The sequence below is a fragment of the Lactobacillus sp. WILCCON 0149 genome, assembly GCF_057197965.1.
On record NZ_JBUBHO010000001.1, the window covers coordinates 825,014 to 850,897 of the forward strand.

At 51.1% G+C, this 25,884-nt stretch carries 21 protein-coding genes; 20 read left to right on the forward strand and 1 reads right to left on the reverse strand.

Annotated features, from left to right (window positions below):
* Positions 1 to 10 precede the first annotated feature (10 nt).
* The 17 genes from ACYVUV_RS03940 to ACYVUV_RS04020 all read left to right on the forward strand — a co-directional run bounded on the left by ACYVUV_RS03940 (position 11) and on the right by ACYVUV_RS04020 (position 21,895).
* The gene (locus ACYVUV_RS03940; protein WP_439776087.1) at positions 11 to 4,348 is read left to right on the forward strand and encodes a PolC-type DNA polymerase III; all 4,338 of its coding nucleotides are present in this window, start codon (positions 11 to 13) and stop codon (positions 4,346 to 4,348) included.
* Between the two features lie 109 nt (positions 4,349 to 4,457).
* On the forward strand, positions 4,458 to 4,934 hold the full coding sequence (rimP, locus tag ACYVUV_RS03945) for a ribosome maturation factor RimP (protein WP_439776086.1): 477 nt from the start codon (positions 4,458 to 4,460) through the stop codon (positions 4,932 to 4,934).
* A gap of 19 nt (positions 4,935 to 4,953) precedes the next feature.
* Positions 4,954 to 6,150, forward strand: coding sequence for a transcription termination factor NusA (gene nusA, locus ACYVUV_RS03950; RefSeq protein WP_439776085.1), 1,197 nt, complete (start codon positions 4,954 to 4,956; stop codon positions 6,148 to 6,150).
* Between the two features lie 9 nt (positions 6,151 to 6,159).
* Complete coding sequence (gene rnpM, locus ACYVUV_RS03955; protein WP_072551267.1) at positions 6,160 to 6,459, forward strand: RNase P modulator RnpM; 300 nt, start codon at positions 6,160 to 6,162, stop codon at positions 6,457 to 6,459.
* Between the two features lie 26 nt (positions 6,460 to 6,485).
* Positions 6,486 to 6,770 carry a L7Ae/L30e/S12e/Gadd45 family ribosomal protein gene (locus ACYVUV_RS03960; protein WP_439776084.1) on the forward strand — a complete coding sequence of 95 codons (285 nt, stop codon included), beginning with the start codon at positions 6,486 to 6,488 and terminating at the stop codon, positions 6,768 to 6,770.
* Between the two features lie 4 nt (positions 6,771 to 6,774).
* Positions 6,775 to 9,252, forward strand: coding sequence for a translation initiation factor IF-2 (infB, locus tag ACYVUV_RS03965; protein WP_439776083.1), 2,478 nt, complete (start codon positions 6,775 to 6,777; stop codon positions 9,250 to 9,252).
* 12 nt (positions 9,253 to 9,264) lie between these two features.
* The gene (locus tag ACYVUV_RS03970; RefSeq protein WP_270447765.1) at positions 9,265 to 9,627 is read left to right on the forward strand and encodes a ribosome-binding factor A; all 363 of its coding nucleotides are present in this window, start codon (positions 9,265 to 9,267) and stop codon (positions 9,625 to 9,627) included.
* A gap of 50 nt (positions 9,628 to 9,677) precedes the next feature.
* Complete coding sequence (gene truB, locus ACYVUV_RS03975) at positions 9,678 to 10,574, forward strand: tRNA pseudouridine(55) synthase TruB (protein ID WP_439776082.1); 897 nt, start codon at positions 9,678 to 9,680, stop codon at positions 10,572 to 10,574.
* 14 nt (positions 10,575 to 10,588) lie between these two features.
* Entirely contained in the window at positions 10,589 to 11,530 is a 942-nt protein-coding gene (gene ribF / locus ACYVUV_RS03980) for a riboflavin biosynthesis protein RibF (RefSeq protein WP_484499000.1), read from the forward strand.
* Positions 11,531 to 11,665: 135 nt separating this feature from the next.
* Entirely contained in the window at positions 11,666 to 12,709 is a 1,044-nt protein-coding gene (hrcA, locus tag ACYVUV_RS03985; RefSeq protein WP_439776080.1) for a heat-inducible transcriptional repressor HrcA, read from the forward strand.
* 11 nt (positions 12,710 to 12,720) lie between these two features.
* A complete protein-coding gene (grpE, locus tag ACYVUV_RS03990) occupies positions 12,721 to 13,338 on the forward strand; it encodes a nucleotide exchange factor GrpE (protein ID WP_439776079.1) in 618 nt (205 codons plus the stop codon).
* Positions 13,339 to 13,396: 58 nt separating this feature from the next.
* The gene (gene dnaK, locus ACYVUV_RS03995) at positions 13,397 to 15,241 is read left to right on the forward strand and encodes a molecular chaperone DnaK (RefSeq protein WP_439776078.1); all 1,845 of its coding nucleotides are present in this window, start codon (positions 13,397 to 13,399) and stop codon (positions 15,239 to 15,241) included.
* 82 nt (positions 15,242 to 15,323) lie between these two features.
* The gene (gene dnaJ / locus ACYVUV_RS04000) at positions 15,324 to 16,463 is read left to right on the forward strand and encodes a molecular chaperone DnaJ (RefSeq protein WP_439776077.1); all 1,140 of its coding nucleotides are present in this window, start codon (positions 15,324 to 15,326) and stop codon (positions 16,461 to 16,463) included.
* A gap of 121 nt (positions 16,464 to 16,584) precedes the next feature.
* Positions 16,585 to 18,423, forward strand: a complete 1,839-nt coding sequence (lepA, locus tag ACYVUV_RS04005) for a translation elongation factor 4 (RefSeq protein ID WP_484499001.1) — start codon at positions 16,585 to 16,587, stop codon at positions 18,421 to 18,423.
* A complete protein-coding gene (locus tag ACYVUV_RS04010) occupies positions 18,404 to 19,105 on the forward strand; it encodes a class A sortase (protein ID WP_439775579.1) in 702 nt (233 codons plus the stop codon). The genes lepA and ACYVUV_RS04010 overlap by 20 nt, the downstream gene beginning before the upstream one ends.
* A complete protein-coding gene (gene recJ, locus ACYVUV_RS04015) occupies positions 19,102 to 21,378 on the forward strand; it encodes a single-stranded-DNA-specific exonuclease RecJ (RefSeq protein WP_439775578.1) in 2,277 nt (758 codons plus the stop codon). The genes ACYVUV_RS04010 and recJ overlap by 4 nt, the downstream gene beginning before the upstream one ends.
* Positions 21,368 to 21,895 carry an adenine phosphoribosyltransferase gene (locus tag ACYVUV_RS04020; protein ID WP_439775577.1) on the forward strand — a complete coding sequence of 176 codons (528 nt, stop codon included), beginning with the start codon at positions 21,368 to 21,370 and terminating at the stop codon, positions 21,893 to 21,895. The genes recJ and ACYVUV_RS04020 overlap by 11 nt, the downstream gene beginning before the upstream one ends.
* Positions 21,896 to 21,981: 86 nt before the next feature.
* Here ACYVUV_RS04020 and ACYVUV_RS04025 read toward each other — a convergent pair whose 3' ends face one another.
* Positions 21,982 to 22,284 (reverse strand): ArsR/SmtB family transcription factor, encoded by a 303-nt coding sequence (locus ACYVUV_RS04025; RefSeq protein WP_439775576.1) that lies wholly within the window; start codon positions 22,282 to 22,284, stop codon positions 21,982 to 21,984.
* A 114-nt stretch (positions 22,285 to 22,398) separates the two neighbouring features.
* Between ACYVUV_RS04025 and ACYVUV_RS04030 the strand changes: the two genes are divergently transcribed.
* From ACYVUV_RS04030 to ACYVUV_RS04040, 3 genes are all read left to right on the forward strand, one after another.
* On the forward strand, positions 22,399 to 23,286 hold the full coding sequence (locus ACYVUV_RS04030; protein ID WP_439775575.1) for a cation diffusion facilitator family transporter: 888 nt from the start codon (positions 22,399 to 22,401) through the stop codon (positions 23,284 to 23,286).
* A gap of 202 nt (positions 23,287 to 23,488) precedes the next feature.
* Positions 23,489 to 24,514, forward strand: a complete 1,026-nt coding sequence (locus ACYVUV_RS04035) for a branched-chain amino acid aminotransferase (protein WP_439775574.1) — start codon at positions 23,489 to 23,491, stop codon at positions 24,512 to 24,514.
* 118 nt (positions 24,515 to 24,632) lie between these two features.
* Complete coding sequence (locus ACYVUV_RS04040; RefSeq protein WP_484499002.1) at positions 24,633 to 25,766, forward strand: AI-2E family transporter; 1,134 nt, start codon at positions 24,633 to 24,635, stop codon at positions 25,764 to 25,766.
* Positions 25,767 to 25,884 lie beyond the last annotated feature (118 nt).

Here is a 25,884-nt window from a genome sequence, read left to right on the forward strand (position 1 = left end):
TTGAACTCTCGTGACTGATAAAAACCAACTTTTTCTCAAATTGTTAAAACAGGTCGGCTTCCCGGCAGGGGCAGCTGACGAAGCGGTTTTACAGGCAGGGGAGATAAAAAACGTGGATGTCTACAGAAAAGAACGTAGATGGGATATCCACGTTTTTTTTACTACTCCACTGCGTTTTGAAAGCTACAACGCCTTGAACCAGGCGATTAAGCATGAATTTAACGACTTTGTCGACACCCGTCTGTTCGTTGAAACAGCAGACGGCCAGCAGCAGTACCTGCCAGACTACTGGCACTACGCGGTTGAAAATTCAGAAGTCTTGTCCGCCAATCCAGCTGCTCAGAATTTCCTGGTCGGGCAAACGCCCCATGAGGATAGCGGCCGCTGGATCATTCCGATTAACGGGCAGCTTTTTGACAAAATGCTGGAGCAGCGGCTTTTGGACAGTTTCTCTTTAGAACTGCGCGACTATGGCTTCTTTAACGTCAAGCTTTTAACAGAAGTTGACGAACAGGGCGGGCAAAGTGACTTTGAAAGCCTGGCCCAGCTGGTGGAAGCCCATGAAAAAAACATGCAGGAAGCCTTCCAGCAGGCCCCGGCCAAGCCAAAGCCAGCTCCCCGGCCTAGCTACCAGGGCCGGCGGGGCAAGAAGGCCAGTTTTGGCCCAGGCGCCATCAGTGACAATGCTGAAATCACTCAGTTAAAAGACCTGTCAGAAGATCAACGCAGCGCCGTTGTCGAAGGCCATGTCTTCAAGGCGGAAATGCAGGAACTACGGTCGGGATCCTTTATTTTTAATGGGGAAATGACTGACTATACCGGTTCTGTCTCCTTTAAGAAATTCGTCCGTGATTCCGACAAGGAAGAAATCGAATACCTAAAGGGAATCAAGCCTGGTGTTTGGATCCGCATGCAGGGCAGCCTTAAAGATGACCAATATGCCCATGACTTGATCTTCAACATCTACAGCATGGAATTAACCGAGCACATGGGCCGGCAGGAAGCTTACCAGGGTGAAGAAAAGCACGTGGAGCTGCATGTCCACACCAACATGAGCCAGCTGGACGCGACTGCTGACGTGGCAGACATCATCAAGACAGCCAAGAAGTTCGGCCAGCCCGCCATTGCGATCACTGACCATGCCGACTTGCAGGCCCTGCCAAATGCTTTTGAAGCGGGCAAAAAGAACGGGATGAAGGTCATCATGGGCCTGGAAGCCAACATGGTCGAAGACCACGGTCTGCTGGTTTTAAACCCGGCACATATGCGGTATGAAGACCAGGAATTCGTTATTTTCGACGTTGAAACGACGGGTTTGTCTTCGGTTTACGACACGATCATTGAAATTGGGGCCGTCAAGATGAAGAATGGGGAAGTGATTGAACGCTTTGATAAATTTATCAATCCCCACCACCCTCTGTCTGAAACCACGATCAATTTGACCTCGATCACCGATGAAATGGTCCAAGCAGCTGATAACGAAGATATTGTGATCAAGCAGTTTATGGACTTTTATGGCAATGATCCGCTCTGCGGGCACAATGTCCAGTTCGACGTGGGCTTTGTCAACGCTGCCTTGAAGCGTTGCGGCTATCCAGAAATCAGCCAGCCAGTTGTCGACACTTTGGAAGTTTCCCGCCTGTTGCACCCGGAACAATCCCGCCACACCTTGGACTCGCTTTGCCGCAAGTACAATGTGGTCCTGGAACACCACCACCGGGCCAACCAGGACGCCGAGGCAACCGGCTACTTGATGTTCAAGCTTTTAGATGCCTTTAATGACAAGTACCAGGAAGACGATCTGGGCAAGATGAACGATTACAGCAACGGTGAAGGCTACAAGCGGGCCCGGCCAACCCATATTACGGTCCTGGCCCAGAATCAAAAGCCTGGCCTGCGGAATTTGTATGAACTGGTTTCCTTGGCCGGAATCAAGTACAACTTCAAGGGGCTGAGAACTCCCAAGTCAGAACTTCGCCGCTTGCACGCCGGCCTTTTGTACGGGTCTGCCTGCAGCCAGGGGGAAGTCTTCATTGCCATGATGCAGAAGGGCTATGAAGAGGCTAAAAAGAAGGCGGAATTCTACGACTTTTTGGAAATCCAGCCTCCGTCAAACTATTCCAGCCTGATCGCGGATGGCTTGATCGCCGACGAAAGCCAGCTGGAAGAAATTTTGACCAACATCTATAAGCTGGGCAAGGAGCTGAATAAACCAGTCGTAGCAACCAGTGATGCTCACTATATCGACAAGCATGAAGCCATCTACCGGGACGTTTTGCTGGCCGCCCAAAGGGGCAACCCGAACCGGAACAAGCAGCACCCGGACCTGCACTTCTATACTACCCAGGAGATGCTGGATGAATTCAGTTTCATGGGTGAAGAAGTTGCTAAAGAAGTGGTCATCAGCAACCCAAACAAGATCAATGCCATGATCGATGAAGGGGTGCAGCCAGTCCAAGACGAGAGCTTCCCGCCAAAGATTCCGCATACTGCTGAGCGGGTACGCAAGCTGACCTATGACAAAGCTCATGAACTTTATGGTGACCCCTTGCCGGACAATATCCAGGCCCGGCTTGACCGGGAGCTTGATGCCATTATCGGTAACGGCTACGGGGTCGTTTACCTGATTTCCCAGATGCTGGTAGCCAAGTCAGTTAAAGACGGCTACCTGGTTGGTTCCCGGGGCTCTGTCGGTTCCAGTCTGGTCGCAACTATGATGGGAATCACGGAAATCAACCCGATGCCGCCCCATTACCGTTGCCCGAAGTGCAAGAAGTCAGAATTTTTTGAAAATGGCGAATATGCCTCAGGCTTTGACTTGCCGGATAAAAAATGTCCTGACTGCCAGGTCATGATGGTTAAAGACGGACAGAACATCCCATTTGAAACCTTCCTCGGCTTCCACGGCGACAAGGTGCCCGACATCGACTTGAACTTCTCCGGTGACTACCAGCCAGTTGCCCACAACTTCATCAGAGTTATGTTTGGGCCAAACCACTCCTTTAAAGCCGGTACGGTTGGTACCCTGGCTGATAAAAAAGCGATCGGCTATGCCAAGCACTACCAGGATGAGCACCCGGAAATCAAGATGAACAACGCGGAAGTCGACCGCCTGGCTATTGGGGTTACCGGGGTCAAGGCCACGACTGGCCAGCACCCGGCCGGGATCGTCGTTTTGCCGGATGACAAGGATATCTATGAACTGACTCCTTTGCAGTATCCATCAGATGACATTTCCAAGGAGTGGAAGACGACCCACTTCGACTTCCACCAGATCCACGACAACCTCTTGAAGTTCGACATCCTGGGCCACCAGGACCCGACCATGATCAGAATGCTGCAGGACTTGTCCGGGATTGATCCTTTGACTATTCCAACCGATGACCCCAAGGTCATGTCCCTCTTCTCCAGCCCGGAAGCTTTGGGGGTTACTCCAGAGCAGATCAATTCCAAGACCGGGACCCTGGGTCTGCCGGAATTCGGGACGCCTTTTGTCCGGGGGATGCTGGAAGAAACCAAGCCGTCAACTTTTGCCGAGCTCCTGCAGATTTCCGGCCTGTCCCACGGGACGGACGTCTGGCTGGGCAATGCTGAAGAGCTGATCAATAACGGCACTTGCAAGTTAAAGAGCGTGATCGGCTGCCGTGACAACATCATGACTGACTTGATCCACTGGGGAGTCAAGGAAGAAGTCGCCTTTTCAACCATGGAAACTGTCCGGAAGGGGAAGGGGATTTCTGATGAGAATATGGCCGTCTTAAAGGAAAACAAGAACATTCCAGACTGGTACATTCCGTCTTGTTTGAAGATCAAGTACATGTTCCCGAAGGCCCACGCGGCCGCCTATATCTTGATGGCCCTGCGGGTAGCCTGGTTCAAGGTCTACTATCCGGAGATCTACTATGCCGCCTACTTCTCAGTCAGAGCCGACAAGGTTGACCTGGAAGCCATGAGCCGAGGTAAAAATACAGTTGTCGCCTTGATCAACCGGATCAAGGAAAAGGGGACCGCGGCCACCAAGCTGGAAAAGGACCTGCAGACCTATATGGAACTGGTTAACGAAGCAATTGAGCGGGGGATCAATTTCAAGATGGTTGACATCAACGAGTCTGAAGCCACGACTTACAAGATCGTTGACAAGCACACCATCCTGGCTCCTTTTAACGCGGTTGACGGCTTAGGTGACTCCGCGGCCAAGCAGATCGTGGCTGCCCGCAGTGAAGCCCCGTTTTTGTCAAAGGAAGACTTGCAGGTACGAGGCAAGGTCTCCCAGAAGATCATGGACTTCTTTGAAAACAACAATGTCTTAGAAGGGATGCCTGACCAAAACCAACTTTCCCTCTTCTAAGAGCTTCCTATTTACAAGTGGGAAAAATTTTGTTATAATCTTTTTCAGATCGAATATGGTAAATTCGAGTGAGCAGCAATGCTCACTCTTTTTATTACGGAGGAAAATTTTGCCAAAAAACTTAACACCTATCCAAGAAGCAATCGAACCGGTCATTAGCGGTCATGACTGTGAACTTGTTGATTTGGAATATGTCAAGGAAAAGAGTCAAGACTATCTGCGAATCTACGTGGACAAGCAGCCAAACGGGATTGACATCGAAACGATTGCGGAGCTGAGTGAGTTGGTTGGAGAAAAATTGGACTCAATGCAGCCAGATCCGCTGCCAGACCCGTACATCTTGGAATTGTCCTCACCGGGCCTGGAAAGACCGATCAAGAAGGAGCAGGACTGGGAAAAGGCCAAGGGCCAGTACATCCACGTCGGCCTCTACCAAAAGTTGGAAGGCGAGAAGGTCTTTGAAGGTCATTTGCTTGACCTGGACGACCAGGAGATTAAACTGGAAATCAAGATCAAGACCCGGCGCAAGCAGCTGACTATTCCGCGCAAGCAGATCGCCAGCGCCCGTTTTGCAATCGAATTTTAGAAAGAGTGATCCAAAACTTATGTCAAAAGAAATGCTGGAAGCCTTTGACGTCTTGGAAAAGACCAAGGGCATCAAACAAGACGTTATCGTTGAAGCCATGAAGGCCGCTTTGGCCGCTGCCTACAAGAAAAACTACGGCCAGGCTGAAAATGTTGAAATCGACTTTAATGAAAAGAAGGGCGATTTCAAGGTCATGGCTTTGAAGACGGTAGTTGACGAAGTGCAAGACGACCGGGTGGAAGTCAGCTTGAAGGATGCCTTGGCCATCAACCGGGCTTACGAAGTTGGCGACACGATCAAGTTTGAAGTTACCCCAAAGAACTTCGGCCGGACCGCGGCGGCTACGGCCAAGCAGGTCGTAATGCAGCGCCTGCGTGAAGCTGAAAATGCCCACATCGTCAATGAATACTCTCAATATGAAGATGAGCTGGTTACCGGGACGGTTGAAAGAACTGACAACCGCTTCGTTTACGTCAACATCGGCAATGTTGAAGCGGTCATGGACATCAAGCGCGACACTATTCCAGGTGAACACTATAACCCACAAGACCGGGTCCGTGTCTTGGTAACTAAAGTCGGTGCTGACGGCAAGGGGGCCCAGATCCGGGTATCCCGGACTGCCCCTGACGTAGTCAAGCGGCTTTTTGAACAAGAAGTACCTGAAATCTTTGATGGCACGGTGGAAATCATGTCCATTGCCCGGGAAGCCGGCGAAAGAACCAAGATTGCCGTTAAGTCCAACGACCCGAACATTGATCCAGTCGGTACCTGTGTCGGCCCGCGCGGCAGCCGGGTGCAGAACGTGGTCAATGAACTGGGCGGGGAAAACATCGACATCGTTCAGTATGAAGAAGACCCATCTGACTACATCGCCAATGCCTTGAACCCAGCTGAAGTTATCGCTGTTCAGTTCGAAGACGAAGACGATGAAAAGAAGGCCTTCGTGATCGTGCCGGACTACCAGCTTTCCCTGGCCATCGGCAAGAAGGGGCAAAACGTCCGCCTGGCTGCCCGCTTGACTGGCTACAAGATCGACATCCGGCCAGAGTCAGAAGTCGAATTTGTTGACGAAAGCGAAGTAGAAGACGAAACTGAAGTAGCAGAAGATCAAGACCTGGGTCAAGCAGAAGCTGCAGATGAACAAGCAGAGACTGAAGCTGACGAAAGTGCAGAAGCTGAAGAAGCGGAAGACCTGGATCTTGACGAAGAAGAATAGGTGATTTCCTTGAAAAAGAGAAAAATCCCCATGCGGAAGGACTTGTTGACCGATACGATGCAGCCGAAGAAGGATCTGGTCAGAATCGTCGTTGACAAGGAAAAGAATGTTTCTGTTGATCCAAGTGGCAAGAAGCCAGGCCGCGGTGCTTATGTGTCCTTAGAGCCAGAAAAGATCGCTGCTGCCCGTAAGTCAAAGGTGCTGGAACGCAGTTTGGGCGTGAAGGTCGCCGATGAATTTTACGACGAGCTCTTCGCTTACGTGGACCACCAGAAGGCAAGAAAAGAATTATTTGGTGATCAAAAATAATTAACAATCGAGAGAAAGCCTTAAATTTGCTTGGTTTGGCAACCCGGGCCGGAAAGACGGTTTCGGGCACGGACATCGTTTTGGCCAAATTGAAGAAGGGCAAGCTTAAGTGCGTTATCATCGCGAATGATTTAGCAGAAAACAGCCGGAGCGAGATCGAAGCTGCCTTGAAGGCCCACCCAACTCCATTGCTGGACGTCTTCACGGAAGCTGAACTCAGCCAGGCTGTAGGTAAGAAACGCAAAGTTTTGGCATTAACAGATCGTGGTTTTGCGAAAGCCTTGCTGGATAAGATTAAAGAAGGAGTGTGATCTAATGACCAAGAAACAAGAAAACGAAACTTCAAAGGAATTGGGCATGGATAACAAGAAAACCAGCGGCAAGTCTGGTAAATTAAAGATTTCAGTCAGTGCTATTCGCAAGGGCGAAAAGAAGACTGAAGGCAAGAGACCAAATTCCCGCCGCCGGGCAAACAACCACTCTAACGACCACAGCAAGCGCCGCCGGCCAGCAGCCCAAGATTTGCTGAAGGATCTCAAGCAAAAGCAGCGAGCTGATGAAGTCCGCCTGGACCAGGAAAGCAAGGCTGCCAAGCAGGAATACAAGAAGTCTTTAAGCAAGGCTGCTGCCAGCGAAAGCAAGCCGGTTGTGAGGAAGGTCGAAAGTGCCGACAAGGCAGCTGAAACTGCAACTGAAGCACCAAAGGTCCGCGGGCCAAAGATCTTGAAGCCATCCCCAGCTCGCCTTAAGCAAAACCAGGCAAGCAGTGAAAAGCCCGCTGCCAAGTCTTCATCTTCTCGCCGGCCAAGTTCCCGGCCAAGCTTTACTGAAGCGCCAATGCCTGAAAACAAGGATAACCGCCGCAGAAACAGCGGCAAGCCTGGCCGCAAGGGGCAAAATGCCTATGCTGACCAAGGCCGTGGCGCAAACAGCGACCGCAGCGAACGGCGCAAGCGCAAGAACAAGAAGCACCAAAACGCGCCACAAGTCAAGAAGCAGGTTACCCAAAGAAAGGATCGTCCGCTTCCAGAAAGCTTTGAATACGAAGTCGGCATGAACGCGCAAGACCTGGGCAAGATCCTCCACCGGGAACCAGCTGAAATCGTGAAGAAGCTCTTCATGCTGGGGATCATGACCAACCAGAACCAGTCTCTGGACAAGGATACGATCGAACTCCTGGCTGCTGACTACGGTATTGAAGCCGTGGAAAAGGTCCACGAAGACATTTCCGACATCGACAACATTTTTGCCCAGGAAATGGAAGAGTCCAAGAACTCTGAAAACCAGGTTGTCCGTCCGCCAGTCGTAACCATCATGGGTCACGTCGACCACGGTAAGACTACCTTGCTGGACCGCCTGCGCCACACCCGGGTTTCTGAACACGAAGCCGGCGGGATCACCCAGAACATCGGTGCCTACCAGGTCCGGATCAACGACCGTTTGATCACCTTCCTGGACACCCCAGGTCACGCGGCCTTCTCAAGCATGCGGGCCCGCGGGGCGGAAATCACCGACATCGTCGTTTTGATCGTTGCCGCTGACGACGGGGTTATGCCGCAGACCATCGAAGCCATCGACCACGCCAAGAGCGCGGGCGTGCCAATTATTGTGGCCATCAACAAGATGGACCGGCCAGGCGCCAACCCTGCCCACGTTACTGAACAGCTGATGCAGTATGAACTGATTCCAGAAAACTATGGTGGTTCAACCATCTTCGTCAACATCTCAGCTAAGACCGGGATGGGGATTGACGAACTTTTGGAAAACATCATCTTGGAAGCCGACATGCTGGAACTGAAGGCTGACCCGAAGCAAAAGGCGATCGGTACGGTTGTCGAAGCTCGTTTGTCCCGGGGCAAGGGTCCAGTTGCCGACGTCTTGATCCAGCAGGGTACCCTGCGGATTGGTGATCCAATCGTTGTCGGTGACACCTTCGGCCGTGTCCGGACCATGACCAACGACAAGGGCCACCAGGTCAAGAAGGCTACGCCATCAATGCCTGTTGAAATTACTGGTTTGAATGACGTGCCGGAATCAGCCGACAAGCTGGTTGTCTTTGATGATGAAAAGACTGCCCGCGCGGTTGGTGAAGCCCGGGCCCAGCAGTCCCTGCAAAAGCAGCGTGAAAACGTTCAGCACGTTACTCTGGACAACCTCTTTGACACGATGAAGCGGGAAAGCATGAAGTCTGTCGACATCGTTTTGAAGGCTGACGTGCAAGGGTCTGCTGAAGCCTTGGCCCAATCCTTCCAAAAGATCGACGTTGAAGGCGTCCGGGTCAACATCATCCACTCCGGCGTCGGGGCCATCAATGAAAGTGACGTTACCCTGGCCAGCGCTTCAAACGCCTTGATTATCGGTTTTAATGTCCGGCCAACGGCTACGGCCAAGAGCCAGGCTGCTCAAGAAGGCGTCGACATCCGCCTTTACAGCATCATCTACAAGGCTATCGATGACGTTAAGGCCGCTATGCAAGGGATGCTGGAACCAACTTACGAAGAAAAGGTTATTGGTAACCTTACTGTCCGCGAAACCTGGAAGGTATCCAAGATCGGGACCATCGCTGGTGCCTTTGTCGACAACGGCTACGTTACTAGAGAATCAGGCATCCGGGTTATCAGAGACGGCGTGGTCAAGTACGACGGCAAGGTTGCCTCACTGCGCCGGTTCAAGGATGACGTCAAAGAAGTCAAGGCAGGCTTTGACTGTGGTTTGACCATTGAAAACTTCAACGACATCAAGGAAGGCGACGAACTGGAAGCCTACGAAATGCAGGAAGTTAAGCCAGGTTAACAGGAGGCTGAAATGAAGCACAGAAAAGGACGGGTTGAAGGAGAAATCCTGCGGGAACTGACCAAGATCATCCGCAAGAACATCCGCGATCCCCGGGTCAGCGACGTGACTTTTACCGCCGTGGAGTGCAGCAATGACTTTTCATACGCGACTGTCTACTACAGTCTGCTGACTGAAGATGAACAGGCGCAAAAAGAAGCGGAAGCCGGCTTGGAAAAGGCTAAGGGAACCATGCGGCACTTGCTCGGCCAGAGCTTGACCATGTACAAGGTTCCAGAATTGATTTTCAAGCGGGACCAGTCCGTGATCTACGGCAGCAAGATCGACCGTTTGCTTGCTGACTTGAAGAAGCAGGAACAAGATCGCCAAAACTAGCAAAAAGCGCCTTCGGGCGCTTTTTTGCGTATAAAGAAGAGGAGAAAAAGATGTTCAACGGAATTATCGTAATCGATAAGGCAGCGGGCATGACCAGCGGGGACGTGGTTTATAAGCTGCGTCGGCTCTTAAAGCAAAAGAAGATCGGCCATGCCGGAACCCTGGACCCGGAAGTCACCGGCGTTTTGCCTATTGCTCTGGGTCAGGCAACAAAATTGATTGAGCTGATGCATGAGCGGCCAAAAGCTTATGTTGGTGAAGGGATGCTGGGCCTGGCAACTGATTCTTACGACCTGGAAGGGAAGGTTTTGGCGGAGAAAGCCCTGACTGAGCCGGTCAGTGACCAGGCCATCAAAGAGGCCATGCAGTCTTTGACTGGGGAAATCGTCCAGCAGCCGCCAATTTATTCCGCGGTCAGAGTCAATGGCAAGCGGCTCTACGAATATGCCAGAGAAGGGATTCCGGTTGAGCGGCCCAAGCGGTCTGTCCAGGTTTTTCGCTATGACTTGACGCGGCCAAGCCAGTTTGACCCAGAAAAAGGCCGGCAGACTTTTTCTTATGAAGTTGAATGTTCTAAGGGGACCTATGTCCGCAGCCTGGTCAACGACCTGGGCGATAAATTGGGCTTGCCGGCAGTGATGACCAAATTGCGGCGGACGGCCAGTTCTGGCTACAAACTGCAGGACGCGGTCACTTTGGAAGAACTGGCGGAGAATTTGGACCATGCTGAAGATTATATTCAGCCAATCGACAGCTTTTTTGCTGACTACCCGCAATTTGAATTAGACGATGCCTTATGGCAGCAGGTGAAAAACGGGGCCTGGATCAAACTCCCTCTTGATGCAGGCAAGGTCGCTTTGCGGTATAATGAAAAGGTTAAAGCGATTTACCGGGCCAAGGGACAAGGTCTCTACTGCCCGGACCTAATGCTTTTAAGTAATGAGTAATTGAGGGATTAAGTTTGAAAGTAATAAATCTAAGCTATCCGTTCAAGAAAGAACTGACGGCCGGCAAGGTTGTCCTGGCCCTGGGCTTTTTTGACGGAGTTCATATCGGCCACCAGAAGTTGATCAAGGAAGCCCGGATAATTGCAGATGAGAAGGATCTGCCATTGATGGTGCTGACCTTTGACCGCCATCCCAAGGAGGTCTATGCCGGGGTCAAGAACTTTGAGTACTTGAATACTCCGGAGGAAAAGGCCTACGAAATGTCCAAGATCGGGGTCGACTACCTGGTGATTCTCAAGTTCACTCCGGAATTCAGCCACCTGGCTCCCCAGGCCTTCGTTGATGAGATCATCATGGGCCTTAAAGCTGATACGGTTGTTGCCGGCTTTGACTACAGCTATGGCCCGAAGGACGTGGCCAACATGGAAAATCTGCCGGTCTTTGCCAAGGGCCGCTTTGACATCAAGGTGGTGCCAAAGCAGATTTTTGCCGGGGAAAAAATTGGCTCAACCGAAATCCGTAAGGCTATTAAAAGCGGCAATCTCCGCTTGGCTACAGAATTGTTGGGTCACCCGTATCTAACTAGCGGCAAAGTCGTCCACGGCTTCAGAAACGGCCACAAGCTAGGCTTTCCAACCGCGAATCTGGAATTGGCCTGGCCAAAAGTGTTGCCGAAAATCGGCGTCTACGCGACCATGACCCAGGTGGGGGACAGCTGGTACCAGTCGATGACCAGCGTCGGCTACAATGTCACTTTCAATGATGAGAAGAAGATTTACATCGAATCCAACATCTTTGATTTTGACCAGGACATCTATGGCGAGCGGATTACCATTGCCTGGTACAAGTACCTGCGCGGGGAAGAAAAGTTTGCCGACATGGAAGCTTTAAGCAAGCAGCTGAAGCTGGACCAGGTCGCCAGTGAAAACTATTTTAGCTCCTTGATTGGACAGTAAAAAAACGGTCTTTGAAAAGAGACCGTTTTTTTGCGGGATTTTTTTAGCATTCTCCTTGACTAACTGCTAATTTCTTGTTAATCTATACCATGTTAGCACATGAAAGATGTGAGTGCTAAAAGTGAGGGCGATGTTATGTTGACCGAACGTCAAGAACTTATTCTCAAGACAATTATTCAGGACTTCACCAAGACGCATGAGCCGGTCGGCTCAAAGACAGTCATGAATCAATTGCCGATTAAAGTGTCCAGCGCAACTATCCGCAATGAGATGGCGGTCCTGGAAGAGCATGGCTTGATTGAAAAGACCCACTCCTCCAGCGGCCGGGTGCCATCGACTGAGGGTTACCGCTACTACCTGGACAATTTGGTGCAGCCGCTGCAGCTGCCGGAAGAAATTTACAATCAAATTGGCTACCAGTTTGACCAGCCGTTCAACCAAGTGGACGAGATCGTCAAGGAAGCTGCCAAGATCCTGTCGGACTTGACTGACTACACGGCCTTCGCTGAAGGCCCGGAAGTCAAGAATGTCAGCATTACGGGCTTCAGAATCGTGCCCCTGGCACCCCGGCAGGTCATGGCAATTCTGGTAACCAGCGATGGCAGTGTCAAGAACCAGCTTTACACTTTGCCGCGGCACATCTCAGGGGATGAAATTGAACAAGCTGTCCGCTTGATCAACGACCAGCTGGTCGGCAAGAATTTAAGCGAAATCAACAAGCAGACCTTTGAGCAATTGTCCAGCTCTAATATCGTCGGTAAGAATGCTCCGGAATTTCTGGAGCTTCTGGAAGCCGTCATTAAAGACGCGGCAAGTGAGCAGCTGTACGTTGACGGTCAGCTGAACCTGCTCAATAATACAGAAAACAGCGATTTAAAAGACATCAAGTCGCTTTATGAACTGATCAATTCCAGCTCTTTAGCTGATGAACTGATCGATCTGAGTGACAGTCCCGGCCATTATCCAGTTCATGTCCGCTTAGGGACGGAATTGCAAAACGACCTGCTGAAGGATTTCAGCCTGGTGACGGCTGAATACAGCGTCGGCCGCTATGGCCGGGGAACGATCGCCCTGCTGGGGCCGAGAAATATGCCTTACTCGGAAATGATTGGCTTGATGGAATACTTCCGCCAGGAACTGGCCCGCAAGTTGTTAGATTACTATGGCAGATTTAAATAAGGAGGTTTGTCGTGAGCAAAGAAGAATTTCCAAGTGAGAAGGATTTGCCGCAAGAAGACCAGGAAAAGCAAGCCAAGCCAGCTGAAGCTGACAAGGCAGGCGTAAATGAAGACAAAAAGGTAAGTGGCGACAAGGAAAAGGCAGCCAAGGCAGCTGATTCAGAACTGGACCAGCTCAAGGCTGAAGTTGCCGCTTTGACCCAGAAGAACAAGGACCTGGAAGACAAGTACTTAAGAAGCGAGGCTGAGATTCAAAATGCCCAGCGCCGCTACAGCAAGGAAAGAGCCAACCTGGTCAAGTATGAGTCCCAGCGCTTGGGCAAGGATATCCTGGCCAGCGTGGACAACTTGGAAAGAGCCCTCCAGGTCAAGGCCGACGACGAGGCTTCCAGCCAGCTGAAGAAGGGGATCGAAATGACCCTGGAAGGCCTGGTCAGAGCCTTGAAGGATAACGGCATTGAAGAAATCAAGGCTGACGGTGAAAAGTTTGATCCGACATTGCACCAGGCGGTCCAAAGCGTACCGGCTGAAAATGATGATCAAAAAGACCATGTCGTCCAGGTCCTGCAAAAGGGCTACGTCTACAAGGACCGGACCCTGCGGCCAGCCATGGTTGTGGTTGCCCAGTAAGGCAATTTTTTAACAAAGCAATAAACAAGCAAAAATAATACAAAGGAGATAAAAGACAATGTCTAAAGTTATTGGGATTGACTTAGGTACCACCAACTCAGCAGTTGCGGTTTTGGAAGGCAAGGAACCAAAGATTATTACCAACCCGGAAGGCGCCAGAACTACCCCTTCAGTAGTTGCCTTCAAGGACGGCGAAATTCAAGTCGGTGAAGTTGCCAAGCGGCAAGCCATCACCAACCCGAATACTATTGTTTCCATCAAGCGGCACATGGGCGAAAGTGACTACAAGGTCAAGGTTGGCGACAAGGCTTACACCCCACAGGAAATTTCAGCCATGATCTTGCAATACATCAAGAAGTTCTCAGAAGACTACCTTGGTGAACCTGTAACTGACGCGGTTATTACTGTTCCAGCCTACTTCAACGACGCACAACGGCAAGCAACTAAGGATGCCGGCAAGATCGCGGGCTTGAACGTGCAACGGATCATCAACGAACCAACTGCTTCAGCTTTGGCCTACGGCTTGGACAAGGATGAAGACGACGAAACTGTTTTGGTTTACGACCTTGGTGGTGGTACTTTCGACGTTTCCGTTTTGCAATTGGGCGATGGCGTCTTCCAAGTTCTGTCAACCAACGGTGACACTCACCTGGGTGGGGACGACTTCGACAACAAGATCATCGACTGGCTGGTTGACGGCTTCAAGCAAGAAAACGGCGTTGACCTGTCCAAGGACAAGATGGCAATGCAGCGTTTGAAGGACGCGGCTGAAAAGGCCAAGAAGGACTTGTCAGGCGTATCTTCAACCCACATTTCTCTTCCATTCATCTCCGCTGGTGAAGCAGGTCCTCTGCACCTGGAAGCAGACCTTACCCGGGCTAAGTTCAACGAACTGACTGATGACTTAGTGCAAAGAACCAAGATCCCATTTGACAACGCCCTGCGTGACGCTGGCCTGTCAGTTGGCGACATCGACAAGGTCATCTTGAACGGTGGTTCAACCCGTATTCCAGCTGTCCAAGAAGCCGTAAAGAAGTGGGCTGGCAAGGAACCAGACCACTCAATCAACCCAGACGAAGCCGTTGCTTTGGGTGCCGCAATCCAAGGCGGGGTTATCTCCGGTGACGTTAAGGACATCGTTTTGCTTGACGTTACTCCGCTTTCCCTGGGTATTGAAACCATGGGCGGGGTCTTCACCAAGCTGATCGACAGAAACACCACGATCCCAACTTCCAAGAGCCAGATTTTCTCAACTGCCGCTGACAACCAGCCAGCCGTTGACATCCACGTTCTGCAAGGTGAACGGCCAATGGCAGCTGACAACAAGACTTTGGGCCGCTTCGAACTGACTGACATTCCAGCTGCTCCACGTGGCGTGCCACAAATCCAAGTTACCTTCGACATCGACAAGAACGGTATCGTTAATGTTTCTGCCAAGGACATGGGGACTGGCAAGGAACAAAAGATCACCATCCAATCAGCTTCAGGTCTGTCAGACGAAGAAATCGAGAGAATGAAGAAGGAAGCTGAAGAACACGCTGACGAAGACGCGAAGAAGAAGGAAGAAGTCGACCTCAGAAACGAAGTTGACGGCTTGATCTTCCAAACCGAAAAGACTTTGAAGGAAGTTGACGGCAAGCTCGCAGACAGCGACGTTCAACCAGTCAAGGATGCCCTGGAAGACTTGAAGAAGGCTCAAAAGGACAACAACCTGGACGAAATGAAGGAAAAGAAGGACGCTTTGAGCAAGGTTGCCCAAGACCTGGCTGTCAAGCTCTACCAGCAAAACGCCCAAAACCAGCAAGGCCAAGGCGGTCAAGCAGGCCCAACTGACAATGGCTCAAATGGCGCAAGCGGCGACACTGTTGACGGCGACTTCACCAAGGTAGACCCAGACAAGTAAAGCGACTATAATTAAACAAAAGGAGAAGAACTGCTTGATGTAGTTCTTTTCTTTTGTTAGTAAAAGGAGCAGTAATAAACAGATGGCAGCAAACCGTGACTATTATGACGTCTTAGGCGTGAGCCGGGATGCCAGTGACGCAGAAATCAGCAAGGCCTACCGGAAGTTGGCCAAGAAATATCACCCGGACTTGAACCACGAAGCAGGGGCAGAAGAAAAGTACAAGGAAGTCAATGAAGCTTACGAAGTGCTTCATGACCCGCAAAAGCGGCAGCAGTATGACCAATTTGGCCAGGCTGGCATGAACGGCCAGGGCGGCTTTGGCGGCCAGTACGGTGGTCAGGGCTTTGGCGGAGCTGATTTTAGTGACTTTGGTGACATCTTCAACAGCTTCTTTGGTGGCGGCGCCCGCCAGCAGGTAGACCCGACCGCTCCGCAGCGGGGGGCTGATTTAGACTACACGATGACGATCGACTTTATGGACGCCATCAAGGGCAAGACCAGTGAAATCAGCTACAGCCGGTCAACCACCTGTGAAGTCTGCCATGGTTCTGGGGCTGAAAAGGGGACCCACCCAATCACCTGCGACAAGTGCGGCGGCAGCGGCATGATGACTATTACGCAAAGAAGCGTTTTGGGCATGATCCAGCGGCAGACGACCTGTGACAAGTGCGCGGGCAGTGGGGTCATCATTCAGCATCCATGCCAAAACTGCCACGGCAAGGGGGTCAAGACCCAGAAGCAGACCCTGCAGGTCAAGGTGCCAGCGGGCATCGACAACGGCCAGCAGATCCGCCTGGCCGGCCAAGGCGAAGCCGGCAAGAACGGCGGCCCTTACGGGGACCTCTACATCGTCTTCCGGGTGCGGCCAAGCAAGGACTTCACCAGACGTGGCCAGACCATCTATACGACCGTGCCGATTTCCTTTGCCCAGGCAACCTTGGGTGACGAAATCAACGTCAAGACGGTTTACGGCGACACGAAACTGAAGATTCCGGCCGGCACCCAGCCGAACCAGAAGTTTACTTTAAAGGACAAGGGTGTTCCGAGCCTGCGCGGCGGCAGTACTGGCGACCAGGTAACCACGGTTGAAATCGTGATTCCGAAGTCCATCAATGAGGCCCAGCGCAAGGCCTTGCTGGAATTCGTCAAGGCCAGCGGCGGCTCCATTGCTCCGCAGGAAAAAGGCTTCTTTGAACGCTTGAAGGAGAAGCTGAGCTAATTTTTTAAAGCAATTTAAGGAGGCAGTCTGAGAGGACTGCCTTTTTGATGACTGGGAAAAGACAAACGGGCCAATTTCGGGTATAATTGTTTAGTACTTTAGTAAGGATGCGAGAAAATATATGGACTTAGAAAAATTAAAAGACTACCAAAAGCACATCCGCAATTTTTCAATCGTGGCCCACGTTGACCACGGCAAATCAACGATTGCCGACCGGATTTTGGAACTGACGGACACGGTTTCCAAGCGGCAACTGAAAAATCAAATGCTGGATGACATGCCCCTTGAACGCCAGCGGGGGATCACCATCAAGATGAACTCGGTGCAGGTCAAGTACCACGCCAATGACGGGGAAGACTACATTTTCCACTTGATTGACACCCCAGGTCACGTCGACTTCTCCTATGAAGTTTCCCGGTCCCTGGCCGCCTGTGAAGGGGCTGTCCTGGTCGTTGACGCTTCCCAGGGTGTCCAGGCCCAGACCCTGTCAAACACTTACCTGGCTCTGGAAAACGACTTGGAAATCCTGCCTGTTTTAAACAAGATCGACCTGCCTAGTGCCGACCCGGACATGGCAAAGGGCGAAATCGCTGACATGCTGGGCTTAGACGCCAGCGACGCCGTAGAAGTTTCCGGCAAGACCGGGGCAGGGATTCCGGAACTTTTGGAAAGAATCGTGACCGACATCCCAGCTCCGACCGGGGACTTGACCAAGCCCCTCAAGGCCTTGATCTTTGACTCCAAGTACGATGACTACCGGGGGGTGGTCATGTCAGTTAGAATCGAAGAAGGTACGGTCAAGCCGGGTGACGAAATCATGATCATGAACACCGGCAAGAAGTACGAAGTAACTGAAGTGGGCGTCTCCAGCCCCCACCCGGTTAAAGAAGACATCTTGATCGCCGGGGACGTTGGCTACATCACCGCCAACATCAAGTCCGTCCGGGAAACCCGGGTCGGGGACACGATCACCAGCGCTGAAAATCCAACGGCAGAAGCCCTGCCAGGCTACCGGCAGATCCCGCCAATGGTTTACTCTGGTATGTACCCAACTGACAACCGGGATTATGATGACTTGAAGGAAGCCCTGCAGAAGTTGCAGCTTAACGATGCTTCTTTGGAATTTGAGCCGGAAACTTCCCAGGCCCTGGGCTTTGGCTTCCGCTGCGGCTTTTTGGGCCTTTTGCACATGGACGTCGTTCAAGAGCGGCTGGAGCAGGAATTTGACCTGGACCTGATCATGACTGCCCCGTCAGTTGACTACCACGCTATCATGCCAAACGGGGAGGTCAAGTTAATCGACAACCCGGCTGACCTGCCAGATGCAGGTGAATACAAGGAGCTGCAGGAGCCTTACGTCAAGGCGGAAATCATGGTGCCAAATGATTTCGTCGGGGCTGTAATGCAGCTGTGCGAAGGCAAGCGGGGCGAGTTCCAGACTATGGACTACCTGGACAAGTACCGGGTCAACGTGATCTACGAAATGCCCCTGGCTGAAATCATTTACGATTTCTTTGACCAGCTCAAGTCCTCAACCAAGGGCTACGCTTCCTTGGATTATGAAATTATCGGCTACAAGGCCACCAACCTGGTCAAGATCGACATCCTCTTGAACAAGGAACCGATCGACGCCTTGAGCTTTATCGCCCACCGCGAAGAAGCCCGGGACCGGGCTGTCCAAATGTGCAGTCTTTTGAAGAAGTTGATCCCGCGGCAAAACTTCCAAGTCGACATCCAAGGGGCAATCGGGTCCAAGATCATTTCCCGGGCCACGATCAAGCCTTACCGAAAAGACGTTACCTGGAAGATCCACACCGGTGACCCGGACCGGCGGGCCAAGCTTTTGGAGAAGCAGAAGCGGGGCAAGAAGCGGATGAAGTCAGTTGGCCGGGTGGAAGTCCCACAAGATGCCTTCATGGCAGTTTTACGGATGAATGACGATGACATCAAAGGTAAATAAAAATAGAAAAGACCACCCAGTCCGGCGGATTATTCTGCGCGTAGTTGCCGTAATCCTCTTTTTGCTGGGCCTGGCTTTGGTCTTTAACCAGCAGATCAGCGCGTTTTTTGTCAAGCAGAACCAGACAGCCGCTTTAAAGGGCCTGACCCGGGACCAGATCGTGCAGAACCAGAAGAAGAAGGGGATGTACGACTTCAAGAAGGTCAAGTCAATCGACTTTGCCCAGACGACCCGCAGCCGGGTTAAGAATACGGCTGGCGCTATTGGGGCAATTTCCATCCCCAGCGTCAAGCTCTACCTGCCGATCATGAAGGGGCTGTCGGATTCGGCCATGTCAACTGGGGGCGGCACCATGCGGGCTGACCAGAAGATGGGGAAGGGAAACTACCCTTTGGCTGGCCACTATATGACCGATAAAGGCGCCCTTTTTTCACCCCTTGAGCGGGTGAAGCTGGGCAGTATGGTCTACTTGACTGACTTAAAGAAGGTTTACGTTTACAAGATCTACTACAAGAAGGTGGTTGATCCCAGCGCTGTCTGGCTGGTTGCCAACACCAAGAAAAAGATCGTGACCTTGATCACCTGTGCTGATGGCGGGACTAACCGCTGGTCTTTAAGAGGCAAACTGACGGCGATCAAACCTGCCAGCAAGCAGAATTTGGAGATGTTTAAACTTCGATGAAATGGCAAGAAAGAACAGCTGCTCCTTTGGCAAGCAGCTTGGTTGAGGAATTCCAACTTAGCCCGTTAACGGCTAAGTTGTTTTCTTTGCGGGGAATTGACAGCGAAGAAAAAATCGACTACTGGCTCCGCGCCACTGAAAATGACCTGGCTGACCCTTTTTTGATGCATGACATGGACAAGGCTGTGGGCCGGATCAACCAAGCCTTAGATGAGGGCGAAAAGATTACCATTTACGGTGACTATGATGCTGACGGGATTACCGCTACGGCGATTATGACAGAAATGCTGTCAATCATGGGGGCTGACGTCCATTATTTCATTCCTGACCGCTTTAAAGACGGCTACGGGCCAAGTCTGGACCGCTACAAGGAAATTGTGGCCGATGGGACCAAATTGATCATCACCGTTGACAACGGGGTAACCGGGATTGAAGAAGTTGCTTATGCCCAGTCCCAGGGCGTTGACGTGATCGTTACCGACCACCACACCTTCAAAGACGAGATGCCAGATGCCTATGCCCTGGTGCACTGCAATTACCCGGGCCAGGCTTATCCTTTTGACGACTATTGCGGGGCCGGGGTGGCTTATACCATCGCCCGGGCTGTCTTAGAAGACACGGCCAGCGAATTTTTGGAATTGGCCATGATCGGGACTATTGGGGACATGGTCAAGGTCTCCGGTGAAGGGCATATTATCGTCAAGCGGGGCCTGGAGATGCTGAATGAAAGCTCCCGGCCAGGCTTAAGAGCCCTCATTCACAATGCCGGCCTTACTCCGGGGATGATCGATGAAGAAGACGTTGGCTTCAGCATTGCCCCGCGGCTAAACGCCTGCGGGCGCCTGGCAGATGCCAGCCTGGCCGTAAGGCTGCTTTTGGCGGAAAGTCCGGGTGAGGCCCAGGAATTGGCTGACCAGATCGAAAAACTGAACAATGAGCGAAAAGAGTTGACCCAAGCGACCATGCAGGCGGCAGAAGCCCAAATCAAGACCCGGGGCTATCAGAAAGACGCGACTCTGACTCTTTACGATCCTGCCTGGCATGAAGGGGTCATGGGGCTGGTAGCCAACAAGGTGGTTGAAAAATACCACAAGCCGACCTTGATGCTGACGAAAAACGAAGCCGGCATAGTCAAGGGCTCTGGCCGGTCCAGTGAAGGCTTTAACCTTTTCAACGCCTTAAAGCCTTTTGAAGGCAAGTCCATTACCCAGTTTGGCGGCCACGACTTTGCCTGCGGCCTGTCGACGACAGAAGAAAAATTGAATCAGCTGCGCCAGGACTTTAACCATAGCTTTAAGGCAGGGGAGAAGGCTCCGGAAAAGGTCCAGGAATATGATGGCACGATCAGTCCTTTGGACGTTGATTTGACCAGCGTTTATGACCTGGCCCAGGCTGGGCCTTTTGGCACGGACAACCCTCAGCCGGTCTTTTTGCTTGACAAGCCGCAGATCTCTGGCTTCCGCCCCATGCGGAAGGGCTGCAGTTTCCAGGTGGGCCCGGTCAGGGCGGTTGATTTTGACCATGGCTTAAACCAAACCATTTTGCCTTACCTGCAGCAGATGCTGGTCAAGCTTGCTTCTAACACCTTTAAAGGCAAGACGAATGTCCAGTTCCGGATCGTTGACCTGCATTACGGACAGTCCCTGTATGCTCAGCCGGCCCGGGTCGTTGACTTCCGCGGCCAGGAGACCTTGCTCGGCTTTGCTGACAAGTATCTCTTGTTTGATGAGAAAAATCTCACCCAGGCCATGAACCATTTTGGCATCAGCAAGGAGCAGATTTCCCTGGCCAAGGACAATGAAGACCTTAGCCAGCAGATCGTGTCTGTTCTTGACGTGCCAGCCAATGAAGCCCAACTCAATTTTGTCCTGGCAAAACAATACCGGCAGCTTTACCTCCGCTTCCAGCTGGATCAGCTGCCAGGGCAGGCTCTGCCCAGCCGGGGAAATTTTGGCCTGGTCTGGCAGTACTTTTTGGCCCACCCAGGGCTAAAGCCGAATGATTACATGCAGGCTGCCAGCCAGCTGGGGATGGATCCGGACAGCATAATGTTTATTTTGAGGGTGTTTTTTACCCTTGATTTTGTTAAAATGGAAGAGGACAGATTGCTCCCTAAGCCGAGTCCGGCAAAGAAGTCTTTGGACGATTCAGCCTACTACCGGTCAGTGAAAGCAGAATATGCCTTCGTTAACAAATTACGAACAATCTCTTCGAATGAATTAATTCGCTATGCCAATGGTCTAGCAAATGGAGGATTACAAAATGTCAATTGATTTTAAGAAGTACATTGCCAGCATCAAGGACTTCCCGAATGAAGGGATCATCTTCCGGGACATCACTCCGATCCTGCAAGACGGCGAAGCCTTCGCGGCAGCTACTCACGAAATTGCTGAATACGCCAAGAGCCGGCAAGCTGACGTGATCGTCGGACCAGAAGCCCGGGGCTTTTTGGTCGGGACTCCGGTAGCAATCGAACTGGGTATCGGCTTCGTGCCAGCCCGTAAGCCCCACAAATTGCCACGTGAAGTCGAAGCCGCGGCTTACGACCTGGAATATGGCTCAAACGTGCTGGAAATGCACAAGGATGCTATTAAGCCTGGCCAAAGAGTAGTCATCTGCGACGACTTGATGGCTACGGCCGGCACCTTGCACGCTACTAAGGAATTGATTGAACGCTTGGGCGGGAAGGTTGTTGGGGCAGCCTTCTACATCGAACTGACTGACCTTAAGGGCAGAGAAAAGTTCCCTGATGTGGACATCTTCTCCCTGGTTCAATACAGCGGGTCTTAAGCGCTGAAAAAGAAGAGACAATTAGAAAAACGGCTTTTACGAAAAGGTAAAAGCCGTTTTTATTTGTATTAAAAATTAAAAGTAAACTACTGCAGCTGGTCCAGGTGGTCCAGGTGCTCGGTCATCGCGTCGATGATCTGCACGATATCCTGGTCGTTGATGGAATAGTAGACAAAAGTGCCTTCTTTGCGCTTTTGCACGAAATCATACTGCTTCAAAATGCCCAGCTGCTTGGAAATCACTGGCTGTGAAACGCCCAGGTGGTCAACTATCGCGGAAACCGGGCTTTCGCCATGAGTTCTCAAGTAAAAGAGAATGTGAATCCGCAGGCTGTTGCCCAAGACCTTGAAGAGGCGGGCCGCCTGGTCGATCAGTTCTTCATGTGTCATGAGGGCCTCCTTTCCAGTTATCCCCCTTGATTATATATCATTTTTGGTATATAGTGTAGGTATGATGAAACATACCAAAAACGATATATATTCTAGATTGCGCAGGTACAAATCATGAAAGACCAATCTTCTAAAAGATATTTGTGGGTAACGATTTTCAATGTTGTCATCACCGCCGCGGAAATTGTCGGCGGGATCGTCTCCGGTTCCCTGGCCCTTTTGTCAGATGCCTTGCATAACTTAAGTGACGTCATCTCAATTATTGTGGCATTTGCGGCCAATTTGATTGCGAAAAAGAGCAAGGATCAGCATAAGACTTTTGGCTACAAGCGGGCTGAAACTCTGGCTGCTTACACCAACGGCCTCTTCTTGCTGGCCATCAGCATCTATCTCTTTATCTCAGCCATCCAGCGCTTCAGCAAGCCTGAGCCGATTGAAGGGGGAGTCATGTTCATCGTCTCCCTGGTTGGCTTAGCCGGCAACTTGATCTCCATGCTGATTTTAGGCAAGGGGAGCAAGGAAAACTTGAATGCCCGGGCTCTTTTTTTGAACATGATGTCGGACACCTTATCCAGCGTTGCCGTCGTTGTGGGCTCACTCTTGATCTACTACCAGAACTGGACCCTGGTGGACCCGATTTTGACTATGGCCGCGGCAATTTTCCTCTTGAAAGAGGCTTTTGAAGTCACCAGAGACTCAGCAAATGTTCTGATGGAAACTAACCCTAACCTGGACCTGGATGCCATCGAAAAGGCGGTTTTGGCCTTTAAGGAAGTAAGACAGCTCCACCACCTGCATGTTTGGCGCTATTGCGACGACACCATCATGCTGGACGCCCACATTGTCGTTGACTCTGGTCTTACCGCCAAGCATATTGAGGAGCTTGATGAAGAGCTTGCTGCTTGCTTGAAAGAAAAATTCGGCATTAACCACGTCACCCTGCAGGCAGAATGCAGCCGGGGGTTGGATGAGGACCTTTTGTCAACCAACAAGGAAAATTAAGAAATAATGAGCTAGCTTTAGAAAATGAGGAAATAGGGGCAAAAAGCTTGATTTCAGCAGGTGTTTTGCCTTAGGAGAATTAAAGTTAGCGAAAAATAGCAAGAAAATGAAAATAATTTTAAAAGGCCCTTGCCAACTTTCAGAAAGAGTATTATAGTTACTTCTATAAAAACTAGTGATTGAATTTTTAGGAGGTAATATCATGGCTAAAAAAGATCTCGATTGGGCAAATATCGGCTTTGGCTATCATCAAACCGACAAGCGATACGTGGACTATTTCCACGACGGCGCCTGGGAAGGCGGCAAGCTGATCGATGACCCAAACGTTGTTTTAAATGAATGTGCTGAAACCCTGCAATACGCCCAACAGGTTTTTGAAGGGATGAAGGCCTACACCTGGAAGGATGGCTCTGTTGTTGTTTTCCGGCCAGACCAAAACGCGGAACGGATGTACAACTCCGCTAAGCGGATCGAAATGGAGCCTTATCCAAAGGATAAGTTTGTTGATGCCATCGACCAAGTAGTCAAGGCTAATGTTGACTGGGTACCACCATACGGCTCAGGCGCGACTCTTTACCTGCGTCCATACGAAATCGGCACGACCCCAATCATCGGCGTTGCTCCAGCAACTGACTACATGTTCAGAATCTTTACGACTCCTGTTGGCCCATACTACAAGGGCGGGGCTACTCCAGTTGCCGTACAAGTTGCGCAATACGACCGTGCCGCACCTCGCGGGACTGGTCACGTTAAGGCCGCTTTGAACTATGCCATGAGTTTGAAGGCGACTGTTACTGCCCACCAGGCTGGTTTTGCTGAAAACATGTACCTGGACCCAGCTACTCAAACCTACATTGAAGAAACGGGTGGCTCAAACATTATCTTCATCGACCAAAACAACCACTTGGTCGTTCCTAAGTCAAATTCAATTTTGCCATCAATCACTAGACGCTCCATTGTATACTTGGCTGAACACTACCTCAACTTGACGGTTGAAGAAAGACAAGTCCGCTTCGACGAAGTTCCATCCTTCAAGGAATGTGCTTTGGTCGGGACGGCTGCCGTATTGTCACCAGTTGGCCGCATCGTCAACGGCGACCAGGTCATCGACCTGCCATCAGGTATGGACAAGCCAGGCAAGTTCATGGAAGAGCTTTACAACACTTTGACTGGCATCCAAAATGGGGAAGTCGAAGCCCCAGAAGGCTGGATCCACCACGTGATGTAAAATCATCAATAAAAATATGATAAAAAATAGCAGTTTTGCAACTGCTATTTTTTTTATTGCTTTGGCCAGGGGGAGAAACTGTTATAATAAAAGCTAGTCAAACTAGCGAGGTGGAATGATGAACAAATTTTGGAACCACATTGATCAAAAGTATTTTAAGATTGCCCTCTACTGTCTGGGCACGGTCTTTGCCGGTCTCTTCATCCTGCTTTTGGCCTATGAGTCAACTGGCTTCTGGGTCAGGGTAGGCAAGATCCTGGCGGCGATTGCCCAGCCTCTGACCTATGGCCTGGTTTTAACCTATCTCTTGATGCCTTTGACCAACTTCTTTGACCGGAAGTTTTCTAAAGGCAGCAGCCGGGGAGCAGTGGCGACGGCCAGCCGGTCAGCCGCGGTGGCCTTGACCCTGCTCTTGCTTTTACTGGTTATTTTGCTGGCCACGACAGCGGTTTTCGTAACTTTTTCCAAGCAGCTGAGCCATTTCAGCCTGGACAGCCTGCAAAGTCTTTATGACCAGCTGAAGGCCCAGTACAGCAGCTTTATCAACGAAATCATGGCTTACCTGCAAAAGCAGGGCCTGTCGACCAGCGGCATGGTTTCCTACCTGCAAAAAGGGGTGGGCCGGGTAACTGGCTTTTTGAGCGACTTCTTCTTCGGGGTGATTTTTGCCATCTACTTCCTCTACGACGGCCAGCGGATCGCGGCTTACTGGAAGAGAAACCTGGGCACCCTCTTAAATAGAAAAGTCATCAATGGCATCAAGGTCTTCCTGGCTGACGCTGACCGGGTCTTCTCTGGCTATATCAGAGGGCAGATCGTCGACGCTTTTATCGTTGGCCTCTTGGTCAGCCTGGCCATGCTGATCGCCAAAGTCCCATATGGTCTTTTGATTGGCCTGGTGACCGGGCTGGGGAACCTGATTCCTTACTTTGGCCCGATTTTGGGCTATGGGATGGTAATTTTAGCCTGCACCCTCAGCCAGAACATGACGGCCCTGATCGTGGGGATGATCATTCTCCTCTTGATCCAGGCGATTGACGGCAATATCCTCAACCCCAAGCTTTTGTCTTCAGCCATCCATATCCACCCCCTGTACGTTATCGCCTGCGTGATTGCCGGCGGGGCCATGGGCGGCTTTGTCGGGATGCTGATTGCCGTCCCAATGGGGGCCTTGCTGAAAACTGAATTCGAGCGCTTGATTGCCTACCGGCAAAAGCAGCTGGACAAAAGCAAGCAGGTAAGGGAAGATTAATCAGCAAGCAGTAAATAGTATAAGAACAAAGTAAAAGGACTCGCGAAAGCGGGTCCTTTTTGGTCAGATTAAACAGTAATAAGTATCAAGCATTTAGTATTTAGTAGTTAGTTAAATT

What these genes read in the sequence shown, in the direction of transcription:
- lepA (WP_484499001.1), top strand. Translation starts at nt 16,585, where the DNA reads ATGGACTTAGAAAAATTAAAAGACTACCAAAAGCACATCCGCAATTTT.
- dnaJ (WP_439776077.1), top strand. Translation starts at nt 15,324, where the DNA reads ATGGCAGCAAACCGTGACTATTATGACGTCTTAGGCGTGAGCCGGGAT.
- ACYVUV_RS03970 (WP_270447765.1), top strand. Translation starts at nt 9,265, where the DNA reads ATGAAGCACAGAAAAGGACGGGTTGAAGGAGAAATCCTGCGGGAACTG.
- ACYVUV_RS04030 (WP_439775575.1), top strand. Translation starts at nt 22,399, where the DNA reads ATGAAAGACCAATCTTCTAAAAGATATTTGTGGGTAACGATTTTCAAT.
- recJ (WP_439775578.1), top strand. Translation starts at nt 19,102, where the DNA reads ATGAAATGGCAAGAAAGAACAGCTGCTCCTTTGGCAAGCAGCTTGGTT.
- ACYVUV_RS04025 (WP_439775576.1), bottom strand. Translation starts at nt 22,284, where the DNA reads ATGACACATGAAGAACTGATCGACCAGGCGGCCCGCCTCTTCAAGGTC.
- ACYVUV_RS04040 (WP_484499002.1), top strand. Translation starts at nt 24,633, where the DNA reads ATGAACAAATTTTGGAACCACATTGATCAAAAGTATTTTAAGATTGCC.
- nusA (WP_439776085.1), top strand. Translation starts at nt 4,954, where the DNA reads ATGTCAAAAGAAATGCTGGAAGCCTTTGACGTCTTGGAAAAGACCAAG.
- ACYVUV_RS04010 (WP_439775579.1), top strand. Translation starts at nt 18,404, where the DNA reads ATGACATCAAAGGTAAATAAAAATAGAAAAGACCACCCAGTCCGGCGG.
- hrcA (WP_439776080.1), top strand. Translation starts at nt 11,666, where the DNA reads ATGTTGACCGAACGTCAAGAACTTATTCTCAAGACAATTATTCAGGAC.
- truB (WP_439776082.1), top strand. Translation starts at nt 9,678, where the DNA reads ATGTTCAACGGAATTATCGTAATCGATAAGGCAGCGGGCATGACCAGC.
- dnaK (WP_439776078.1), top strand. Translation starts at nt 13,397, where the DNA reads ATGTCTAAAGTTATTGGGATTGACTTAGGTACCACCAACTCAGCAGTT.
- infB (WP_439776083.1), top strand. Translation starts at nt 6,775, where the DNA reads ATGACCAAGAAACAAGAAAACGAAACTTCAAAGGAATTGGGCATGGAT.
- ACYVUV_RS04035 (WP_439775574.1), top strand. Translation starts at nt 23,489, where the DNA reads ATGGCTAAAAAAGATCTCGATTGGGCAAATATCGGCTTTGGCTATCAT.
- ACYVUV_RS04020 (WP_439775577.1), top strand. Translation starts at nt 21,368, where the DNA reads ATGTCAATTGATTTTAAGAAGTACATTGCCAGCATCAAGGACTTCCCG.